Source organism: Hyphomicrobiales bacterium (genome assembly GCA_039973685.1).
Lineage (GTDB): Bacteria > Pseudomonadota > Alphaproteobacteria > Rhizobiales > JACESI01 > JACESI01.
In genome coordinates, this window is sequence record JBDWKL010000022.1 from 1 (window position 1) to 10,204 (window position 10,204).

General features: G+C 48.2%; 8 protein-coding genes and 1 tRNA gene. 1 reads left to right on the top strand and 8 read right to left on the bottom strand.

Going from position 1 to position 10,204, the window contains the following annotated elements; genetic code table 11:
* The 6 genes from nirB to ABJO30_07295 form a co-directional block, all read right to left on the bottom strand.
* On the bottom strand, positions 1 to 1,694 hold a 1,694-nt coding region (gene nirB, locus ABJO30_07270), incomplete at its 3' end, for a nitrite reductase large subunit NirB (GenBank protein ID MEP3232612.1).
* On the bottom strand, positions 1,694 to 3,451 hold the full coding sequence (locus tag ABJO30_07275; GenBank protein MEP3232613.1) for a nitrate ABC transporter ATP-binding protein: 1,758 nt from the start codon (positions 3,449 to 3,451) through the stop codon (positions 1,694 to 1,696). The genes ABJO30_07275 and nirB, both read right to left, overlap by 1 nt.
* Positions 3,452 to 3,462: 11 nt before the next feature.
* Entirely contained in the window at positions 3,463 to 4,539 is a 1,077-nt protein-coding gene (locus tag ABJO30_07280; protein ID MEP3232614.1) for an ABC transporter permease, read from the bottom strand.
* Positions 4,540 to 4,652: 113 nt separating this feature from the next.
* Positions 4,653 to 6,005 carry a CmpA/NrtA family ABC transporter substrate-binding protein gene (locus ABJO30_07285; protein MEP3232615.1) on the bottom strand — a complete coding sequence of 451 codons (1,353 nt, stop codon included), beginning with the start codon at positions 6,003 to 6,005 and terminating at the stop codon, positions 4,653 to 4,655.
* A 401-nt stretch (positions 6,006 to 6,406) separates the two neighbouring features.
* On the bottom strand, positions 6,407 to 6,994 hold the full coding sequence (locus ABJO30_07290; GenBank protein ID MEP3232616.1) for an ANTAR domain-containing protein: 588 nt from the start codon (positions 6,992 to 6,994) through the stop codon (positions 6,407 to 6,409).
* 251 nt (positions 6,995 to 7,245) lie between these two features.
* Positions 7,246 to 7,330, bottom strand: a tRNA-Leu gene (locus tag ABJO30_07295).
* A 182-nt stretch (positions 7,331 to 7,512) separates the two neighbouring features.
* Between ABJO30_07295 and ABJO30_07300 the strand changes: the two genes are divergently transcribed.
* On the top strand, positions 7,513 to 8,676 hold the full coding sequence (locus ABJO30_07300; GenBank protein MEP3232617.1) for an acyltransferase: 1,164 nt from the start codon (positions 7,513 to 7,515) through the stop codon (positions 8,674 to 8,676).
* A gap of 7 nt (positions 8,677 to 8,683) precedes the next feature.
* On the opposite strand, the gene gpt is transcribed toward ABJO30_07300, so the two are convergent.
* On the bottom strand, positions 8,684 to 9,184 hold the full coding sequence (gene gpt, locus ABJO30_07305) for a xanthine phosphoribosyltransferase (GenBank protein MEP3232618.1): 501 nt from the start codon (positions 9,182 to 9,184) through the stop codon (positions 8,684 to 8,686).
* 10 nt (positions 9,185 to 9,194) lie between these two features.
* Entirely contained in the window at positions 9,195 to 9,929 is a 735-nt protein-coding gene (locus tag ABJO30_07310) for a molybdopterin-binding protein (protein ID MEP3232619.1), read from the bottom strand.
* Between the last annotated feature and the right edge of the window lie 275 nt (positions 9,930 to 10,204).

The following is a 10,204-nucleotide window of genomic DNA, read 5'->3' on the forward strand; positions in this document are numbered from 1 at the left end:
GAATAGGTTCCATCTTTTTGGATGTTCGCGTGAACACGCTCATTGATGAAGCGGGATTGATAGTCATCCGCATATTCATCAGGCCAATCGCAGACCAGATAATAGTTGAGAGCCGGACGACATTTGGCACAGCCATTTGACGTAGACCATTCAAGCTCTTGCATAACAGCTGGAATGGTTTTCAAGCCTTTCGCCTTGATCAAACGACGCACATCACCATGGCCAAGGTCGGTACAAGGACACATGGCAGCGACCTCATTGGGGTTATAACCGTCCCCCAATGTGTGAACCATCAATTGCTCGACAAGCCCCGTACAGGTACCACAAGAGGCCGATGCCTTTGTGTGTGAGCGCACATCATCAAGCGAGGTTAAACCCAGCTCCGTGATGGTTGAAACGATCTTGCCTTTACAAACGCCGTTACAACCACAGATTTCTGCATCATCCGGTAAGGCTGCAACGGCCGCCAAGGGGTCCAGCGGTGCGCCTCCTTGATAGGCTTGGCCAAAGATCAATGTTTCGCGCATTTCAGAAACATCGGTTCCCTTCTTCAGCATATCAAAGAACCAAGGGCCATCAGATGTTTCACCATACAAAACAGCACCGATGATCTTGTTATCTTTCAAGACAAGCCGCTTATAAACGCCACTGGATGCATCACGAAGAACGATTTCTTCACGGTCCGGCGCTTCAGCAAAGTCGCCAGCGGAATAAAGATCAATGCCCGTTACTTTCAGCTTAGTTGCAGTAACAGACCCCGTGTATTCAGCCTTGCCACCAGTTAAGTTCTCAGCAATGACACTCGCCATTTCATAAAGCGGCGCGACAAGGCCGTAACATTGGTCGCGGTGCTCTACACATTCACCAACGGAGAAAATGTCAGGGTCTGAAGTACGCATATCATCGCTCACCAACACACCGCGATTGCAATCAAGACCGATCTCTTTTGCAAGCCCCATGCTTGGGCGAATACCAACGGCCATAACGACCATTTCACAATCAATCAACGTGCCATCATCAAGCCGCACGCCTGCAACTTTACCGTCCTCGCCAACAATCTCATGAGTGTTCGCTTTGGTCATCACACGAATGCCAAGCTCTTCAAAAGCGCGCTCCAAAAGATAACCAGCAGCAGGATCAAGCTGGCGCTCCATCAAGGTTGGCATAAGGTGCAAGACCACAACGTCCATACCTTGCATCTTCAGACCAGCCGCCGCTTCAAGACCAAGCAGCCCGCCACCAATGACGACAGCAGTGCCTTCATCTCGGGACACCTCAATCATGCGTTCCACATCATCAAGGTCGCGATAGGTGAGCACCCCATCAAGATCATGCCCCGGCAAAGGGATGATGAACGGGTTAGAACCCGTCGCGATCACGAGCTTGTCGTAAGATGCAGTAATGCCAGTTTCAGAAGTAACCGTTTTAGCATCACGGTCCACCGCAGACACTCGTGCAGCCTTATGAAGCGTGATCCCGTGCTTTGCGTACCAATCATCATCATGGGTGATGATGTCTTCATATGTCTTTTCTCCAGATAGGACGGGAGAAAGCATGAGGCGGTTATAGTTCACACGCGGTTCAGCGTTAAAAATTGTGACATCATAAGCATCAGGCGATTGATCGAAGAGATCTTCAAGAATTCGGCCAGGTGCCATACCGTTGCCAACAACAACGAGTTTTTGTTTATTCATTACTCTGCAGCCTCCGAAGCTGAAGCGCGTTGACGGGCAATCCGTGACGCGCGTTTTTCCTCGATTGATTTTAATTGTTCTTCACTCGGATCAGCGCCACCTTCATAGGCTTCAAGGAAATCAAGAAGCTCTTCGCGGTAAGCGTAATAATCTGGGTGGTTCAACAGTTCTTTGCGTGAACGTGGACGCGGTAGATCCACTTCCATAATGTTGCCAATGCGAGCATTTGGTCCGTTTGACATCATCACCACGCGGTCAGCCAACAAAATGGCTTCATCCACATCATGGGTTACGCAAATGGCTGTCACCTGCGTGCGTTTCCAAACGTCCATCAGAACATCTTGCAGCTCCCAACGGGTGAGACTGTCCAACATGCCAAAAGGCTCATCGAGAAGCAGAAGCTTAGGAGACAAAGCAAAGGCGCGTGCAATACCAACGCGTTGTTTCATGCCGTTTGAAAGATCAACAGCTGCCTTGTTCATGCTATCGCTCAGACCGACTTTTGAGAGGTAATATTCGCAAACATCGCGCTTTTCAGCTTTGCTGGCGTCTGGATAAACTTTCTCAACGCCTAACTCTACATTCTCATAAGCCGTGAGCCATGGGAGCAGACTTGGCGCTTGGAAAACAACGGCACGATCAGGACCTGCATTTGTTACGTGCGTGCCATCTAGAATGATGGAGCCTTTGGTGATTTTATTAAGACCCGCCACCATAGAAAGTGCCGTCGACTTGCCGCAACCAGAGTGACCAATCAGGGTAATAAATTCACCCTTCTTCATCTTCAAATCAATATCTTCAATAACGGTCAGTGGTCCCTTTGGTGTTGGGTACACTTTGGTCAATTGAGAAAATTCAAGATAACGATCGTCATTTAGCGAGCTAGATTTGGTCGCCTTTTCATAAACTTCCGGCAACTTATCTTTGTTGAAAAACGGCGTCACATTGGGAAGCAAGATCTCGCTTTCTAAATCAGCACCACGCTCTAAGCCAATCTCCATCAAATATGCCGTTACATCTGCACGCAGCTTGATGAAGTCTTCGTTCGAGTTCATAGCGCCGCGATCACGGGGCCTTGCAAGATCAACCTTGAATTCAGGCCCTAAAGTCGCCTTTGGCCCTGGTGTTAAAGGGATAATCCGATCAGCCAGCAAGATTGCCTCATCCACATCATTAGTGATGAGGATGATCGTCTTCTTCTCTTTCTCGGAAATATCCGCAAACTCATCCTGAAGCTTGGCGCGGGTCAATGCATCAAGCGCTGAGAGTGGTTCGTCGAGCAAGAGCAATTCAGGCTGCATTGCCAAGGCACGAGCAACAGCCACACGCTGGCGCATACCACCTGAAAGTTCGGCGGGCTTGCGATCTCGCGCGTGGGACAAGCCAACCATATCAATATATTTATCAATGGTCGCAGCGCGCTCTGCTTTTGACTGCTTTTTGAATACTTCAGAGACAGCAAGCTCAACATTTCCATAGACAGTTAGCCACGGCAGCAAGGAGTAGGATTGAAAGACAATCCCGCGGTCAGGACTTGGGCCATCAATCTCTTTGTTCTTGAAAATGATCCCGCCAGCATCCGGTTCAATAAGGCCTGCAAGCAGAGACATAAGCGTGGTTTTGCCAGAGCCGGAAAACCCGACAATCGCAATGAACTCGCCCTCTTCCACTTTGAGATTAATATCCGTCAAAACATCACTGCGGGCAGCGCCCTCTCCATAATGTTTTGATAGGTTTGAAATTTCTAAAATCGTCATGATCTATACCCCTATCGGTTAGCCGAGAAGGTGAAGGCGGTTTGTAGCGCAAACATCAAACGATCAAGCAGGAAGCCGATAATACCGATGGTGACGACAGCGACCATAATTTTAGCAAGCGAGGTGGAGGAACCGTTTTGGAATTCATCCCAAACAAACTTTCCAAGGCCCGGATTTTGCGCGAGCATTTCAGCGGCGATCAGAACCATCCAGCCCACACCCAATGACAAGCGCAGACCTGTAAAGATCAACGGCAGTGATGATGGTAAAACAAGCTTCGTGACTGTCTTCCAAGTTGGAAGCTGAAGCACGCGACCGACATTCATCAAGTCTTTATCAACCGACGCCACACCAAGCGCTGTGTTGATCAAAGTTGGCCACATAGAACAAAGCGTCACAGTCACCGCAGAAATCAACAATGACTTCGGCATCCAGTCATAAGGGTTGGAATAAGTCGCCGCCACGATCATGGTAACGATGGGCAACCACGCCAGCGGTGACACGGGCTTAAAGATTTGAACCAGCGGATTAATCGCGCCATTGAAACTACGCGATAGGCCGGATGCTATACCAAGCGGCACGGCAATGATTGTTGCAATCAAGAAGCCAAGACCAACGGTGAAAAGCGACGTAATGATCTGGTCAAAATAGGTCGGCTTGCCCGTATATTTACGCTGCTTCACCTTCTCAGGTTTTCCCGCATCAATGAACTTTTGATTACGTATTTCTTGCCGCTCAAAGAAGGCGACCTCTTTGGCGCGTTCACGCTGATGGTCTGCCCACAAAACACCCACCTGTTCCCAAACTTGGGCTGGTCCAGGCACGGCACCGAGTGATGTTTGAACTTGCGGCGCCAACACGCCCCATGCAACCAAAAAGCCAATAATGCCAATCAGCGGAATGAGCAGAACACGCTTTAATTCAGACAGCTGTTCTTTAGGGTTATCGCCAGCAATCATTTTTAGGATTGGCGTCAACCATGACAAACCAAGAGCATCAAGCCAGCCACTTGCTTTGTTTATGAGGGTAAAAATTTTCTCGCGTTTCGGGGCAGCGATGTCCGCGCCCGCATCAGAAACATTTGCCATTTTTCGTTACCTTTTGTCGTCGGTTGCGCAAAATTGCGCATCATCTTGGGAGAGTTTTAAAGGTGAGGCAGCACTCATTGAGCTCTGGAATGCCGCCTCACAAGGTCGGAGCGCTAGCCACCGACGACGTCATCACCTTTGACCTGTTGCTTGCCTTTCAAGCCAATATTCAGGCTATCAAGATAAGCGTTAGGCTCTTTGCCGTTGTAAGGAATACCATCGATGATATCTTCGGCTGGCGTTGGTGCTTTGTAGCCATCGCTTCCCCATGGAAAGTCTTTCTGATCGACGTGACCTTCATCAACAAGATGCTTCGCAGCTTTCAAATAGATGCTTGGCAGATACACAGATTTAGCGACTTCATCGTACCAGCTATCAGGTTTTTGATCCGTAACTTGGCCCCAACGACGCATCTGTGTGAGATACCAAATTGCATCTGAGTAAAACGGGTATGTCGCAAAATGACGGTAGAACACGTTGAAATCTGGCACAGAGCGAACGTCGCCCTTTTCATATTCAAATGTACCCGTCATGGAGGCTGCAATAACGTCTTGGTCTGCACCAACGTACTCAGGGCGTGATAGAATTTCGACGGCCTTTAGGCGGTTGGCATTGTTGTCTTCATCCAGCCATTTGGCCGCACGAATAAGCGCCTTTGTTAGAGCAATCGTTGTGTTTGGATTTTTCTCAGTGAACTCTTTTGTAAGACCGAAAACTTTTTCTGGATTATTCTTCCAAAGTTCATAGTCAGTAATCACGGGAACACCGATACCTTTCACAACTGCCTGCTGGTTCCATGGTTCGCCTACGGCATACCCATAGATTGTGCCTGCTTCGAGTGTTGCTGGCATTTGTGGTGGTGGCGTCACAGACAACAGTGCTTCAGCCTGAATTTGACCAGATATATCCGTTCCTGAGTAAAAGCCTGGGTGAATACCACCAGCAGCTAGCCAATAGCGAAGCTCATAGTTGTGTGTGGAAACTGGGAACACCATGCCCATGTTAAAAGGCTTGCCTTCGTCAATGTATTTCTCAACAACTGGCTTAAGTGCAGATGCACTAATTGGATGCTGAGGTTTGCCGTCTGCTTGCTTAGGCACATTGGGCTTCATCAAATCCCAAATCTCGTTTGAGACTGTGATGCCATTGCCATTCAAGTCCATAGAGAACGGCGTCACAATGTGAGCTTTTGTGCCGAAGCCAATGGTCGCAGCAAGCGGTTGACCCGCCAACATATGCGCCCCGTCCAGCTCACCCGTAATCACACGGTCAAGCAACACTTTCCAGTTTGCTTGCGGTTCTAACGTGACGAACAGTCCTTCGTCTTCAAAGTAGCCAAGTTCAGCAGCAACCGCGAGCGGCGCCATATCTGTGAGCTTGATAAAGCCAAACGTAAGCTCGTCTTTCTCAACTTCTAAAACCTCTGCATGGGCTGGTGTAAAAGAGGTGACGGCCAATGTCATCATTGCACCGACAAGCCCTGCACCTGCTACCATCAATTTATCTTTGGTGTTTTTCCAAAACGCCATTTTTGAAACTCCTGTTTAGTGGCCGAAGCCGAAACAAAAAAGCTGCCCAAAAACACTCACGCGCCTTGGGAGGATTAACCAGCGCGTAAGATCTTTGAGCAGCTTTGCTTATGTAATGTCCGCCGTTGGACAAATTTGTTTGAGCGCATTCGTTGCGCGTTAATTGTTTAGCAACTAGTGTGCCAAACGAGATAAAAATATATAACTACTTGATATTGCTATATAAATACGAATTCCACAGATCATGACTGGATGAGAGCCATTCGAAACTGCCTAAAAAGAATCCCAAATTGTGCGGTGCAATATTTTTTGCCTAAAATTTGTGCGTCAGGCTGAGATTATTTCAAAAGGTCAGCGGCTAAAATCAGGTTATTGGCAATATCCCGCACCTTGCGGTTTTGATCCATTGCAGTCTTCCGCATCAACCCATAGGCCTGTTCTTCGCTGATCCCTTTAGATTGCATCAAGAAGCCTTTCGCCCGATCAATCACCTTACGGTCACCTAGTTCAGTCCGCGCATTTTCCAATTCACACAACATGCGGGATCGCTCTTCAAAACGGCTCATCGCCATTTCTAAAATTGGTTTCACGCGCTCTTTTTTAAGGCCATCAATAATATAAGCCGCAACGCCCGCCTCAATCGCTGACTGTGTCAAAGCCTCAGTTGAACTGTCGACAAACACCACCATCGGCAGAGACAAGGCACGGCAAAGTTGGAGAACACCATCCTGCACACTGTGAGCAGAAGCCCCAATTTCTATAATAATAGCTTGGGGTTGGATCTGCTCTATAATCGCAGCAAGACCGACAAGGCCCATCGTGACCGTAAGGTTATCATGCCCAGCCTCGCGCAAGCCCAACTCTATAAGAGTGAGCGTATGCACGGTTTCGCCAGCAATAAGTATGGAAGCGTTCGTTGAAATCATGCCGCAACCTGACTGACGCACGAAAATTGTGCAACGCAAAAAAATAGGCAGTGCAGTCTATAATTTAAGCATTCAGTCAGCTGCCTAAGCAGCAACGTGATACCGACGGCATCTGCAACGAGTCACCAATTAGAACAAACTGGAAGCTCATTTAACTCGAGATCAGGGAAACGCTTTTAAATCCTCAAGCGAAACAACGCCGCCTGTGATGTCAGGTAAGCGGCGTTCAAGTCGTCAATTTTAAAGGAAAATGGTGCCCCCTGCCAGACTTGAACTGGCAAGCCCGAAGGCTACGGATTTTAAGTCCGCTGTGTTTACCAATTTCACCAAGGGGGCAAACCATTTATAGGGGCATGGTTTAGCAGCACAAATTTAAAGCGCAAGTGAAAAGTCAAAGTCATTTCAAGCGCTAGGCATTTGCACCCATTTTTGTTTACATCCGATAAACCATGTCATTTTACGGATAATTCTCGTTTAACAATTAATCTGCCCTTCAAATTCTATGGATAGTGGGTAACATGGAAAAACAAACCTTGATTGAACGGGTGCTTCGTCCAACATCGCAGCAGACCTCATTTGATGCGTCAATGGGCATGCGCGGTTGGGCAGCAACAGCTGTGTTCTTTGCTCACTTCCATGATCAGGCAGAAAAATACCTCTCTCCAGAAACATGGACTGCGAAGTTTGCTGTTTACTTCGAACCGCTTGCCCACGTCGCAGTCAACTTGTTCTTCATCATCTCAGCGTTTCTGCTTTATGGCGCACTGATGCGCGGCAAAACGCCGATTTTACCCTTCATCTACCGTAGATTGCGCCGCATCTATCCGGCATTCCTCGCAGTTTTTGCCATATATGTTGTGCTGTCTTATGCGCTACCATCGCAGAGCAAGCTGCCAGATGGGTTATGGAACCAACTACAATACATTACAGCAAACTTGGCACTTTTGCCGGGTGTGTTCCCGATAGAGCCGATGATGACGGTGGCGTGGACGCTGTCTTATGAACTTGCGTTCTACATCTTCCTGCCGATTTTCTTCACCGTCACGGCCATTTGGAACAGATCGCTCGGTATACGCATTAGCATGCTGGTTGGTTTGTTTGCTGCCGTTCACATTTTTGCAGGACACCACCATATCGCCGCCATGTTCGTGGTTGGTATGTTGATTTGGGAATTTTGGAACATCACCAAAGACAAAACACTGCCAAAGGGCAGCGGCACGCTCGCTTTGATTTCGTGGTTTGGCTTTACGTGGGTTTATCTCTTCAGTGTTTCTGGAGATTTGGGCGTTACTTTGCCAGCCCTTGTCAATCAGGCTCTTCTCATTCTGGCTTTCGCGCCGATTATTTATTGCACAATGATGCCAAATAACTCGGCCACCAAAATTTTTGCATGGCGCCCAGTAAGCTATGCAGGAAACCTCAGCTATTCATTTTATCTGATACACGGTCTTTGTATCCACGCGTTCTTTATCGTGTTCACAAATGTAATGGGCAAAGCTGCATGGACATCTGAACTGTTTTATTGGTTCTTGATGGCGGCCGCTTTGTTAGCAGCTTTTGCAGGCTCAGTAGTGCTCTATGTATTGGTTGAGCGCCCCTACTCTATCGACGGTGTTGGTTTCAAAAAACTCTTCATCCGCGCGAAACCCTCAGCCTCAGCAAAACAAGCTACATCCGTTTAAGACAGACCTAACCGCCTTCACGTAAAGGAGGCGCATAAGCAAGGCCCATATCCCACGGGAATGTAATCCACGTGTCTTGGCTCACCTCAGTCATAAACGTATCCACCATTGGGCGGCCTTTTGGTTTGGCGTAAACGGTGGCAAAATGCGCTTTCGGCATCATCGCTCGCACAACGGCTGCCGTCTGTCCCGTGTCGACCAAATCATCGACGATCAAAATGCCAGAGCCTTCTTTGCCAAGCGCCAATACTTCGTCGCTGACAGATTTAATAACCTCAAGCTCACCTTGCTTATCGTAGTTTTGATAAGAGGCAACACAGACGGTCTCAATCCGACGAATGTTCAATTCACGCGCGACAATCGCAGCAGGCACCAACCCACCGCGTGTGATCGCGACAATCGCCTCCCATTGATTAATCTCTGACAGGCGCCATGTTAAAGCGCGGGCATCGCGGTGGAACTGATCCCACGAAACATTATAAGATTTATCAGCAGTCGGGTCGATCATTGTCCAGTTCCTAGCTTAGTGTTTCAATTAAGTGCGCAACGGCTTTTTCTGCCGCATCAAGGCGCTGTTCATCACGCCCGCGCATTACAATATTGGTGACGAATTTACCGTTCAACATGGTTGGATAAGAACCAATAGACACATCGTCAAAGTCTTCCTGTATGGCGCCCAGCCCTTTCGCAATCGTCCCCTCACCTTGGGTGAATGGAAGCGTGCGAGAAAGAACAAGCTTGCCAGTTGCAAGCGTTGGCCCAACCTCATCAAGCATTGCACGCATAACGGCTGGAACACCGGCCATCACATGCACATTTTCAATTTTGAAGCCTGGAGGTGCAGACGCTTTATTGACGATCAATGACGCACCAAAAGGAATGCGGGCCATCCGCATCCGCGCTTCATTCAAATCAACATCTGCTGGATAATGCGCCTTCATCATCGCAATTGCTTCGTCATTGTGGTCAATCCCCACATTGAAAGCCGCCGCCATTGCGTCAGCCGTAATATCATCATGGGTTGGCCCAATACCGCCGGTTGAAAACACATAAGTGTATGTGCTCGACAAAGTGCGAACCGTTTCAATGATGGTTTCCATGTCATCAGAAACAACGCGGATTTCCATAAGGTCCACGCCAATATTAGTGAGGTACTCAGCTATATAACCAGAATTGGTGTCTTTGGTTCTGCCAGATAAAATTTCGTCGCCAATAACCAAGACAGCAGCGGTGATCTGTTCACTCTTAGACATGTTTGCATCCCAGTTGGCGTTATACTTGACTGAGTGAAATAATGAGATGAGGCAGTCTTGTCTATATGAGGGCGATCAAATCGCGTCATTTTGTGGATGAACGCAAAAAGCCGCCCGAAAAATGCCTGTATAAGCACTTTTCGAACGGCAAAACGGGGTGCAGAACATTACCACCCCGCGCTTAAAAACCCACAAGGGTTCTTAAGTCTCGGGAGTGAGAATGTTATTTCTTAATAATCTGCGCCAAACGAAGCAGTGACAGAAATTCTGCACGG

Excerpts from the sequence above, each read along its gene's own strand:
- ABJO30_07275 (MEP3232613.1), bottom strand. The coding sequence starts at position 3,451 with ATGACGATTTTAGAAATTTCAAACCTATCAAAACATTATGGAGAGGGC.
- ABJO30_07280 (MEP3232614.1), bottom strand. The coding sequence starts at position 4,539 with ATGGCAAATGTTTCTGATGCGGGCGCGGACATCGCTGCCCCGAAACGC.
- ABJO30_07285 (MEP3232615.1), bottom strand. The coding sequence starts at position 6,005 with ATGATGACATTGGCCGTCACCTCTTTTACACCAGCCCATGCAGAGGTT.
- ABJO30_07290 (MEP3232616.1), bottom strand. The coding sequence starts at position 6,994 with ATGATTTCAACGAACGCTTCCATACTTATTGCTGGCGAAACCGTGCAT.
- ABJO30_07300 (MEP3232617.1), top strand. The coding sequence starts at position 7,513 with ATGGAAAAACAAACCTTGATTGAACGGGTGCTTCGTCCAACATCGCAG.
- gpt (MEP3232618.1), bottom strand. The coding sequence starts at position 9,184 with ATGATCGACCCGACTGCTGATAAATCTTATAATGTTTCGTGGGATCAG.
- ABJO30_07310 (MEP3232619.1), bottom strand. The coding sequence starts at position 9,929 with ATGTCTAAGAGTGAACAGATCACCGCTGCTGTCTTGGTTATTGGCGAC.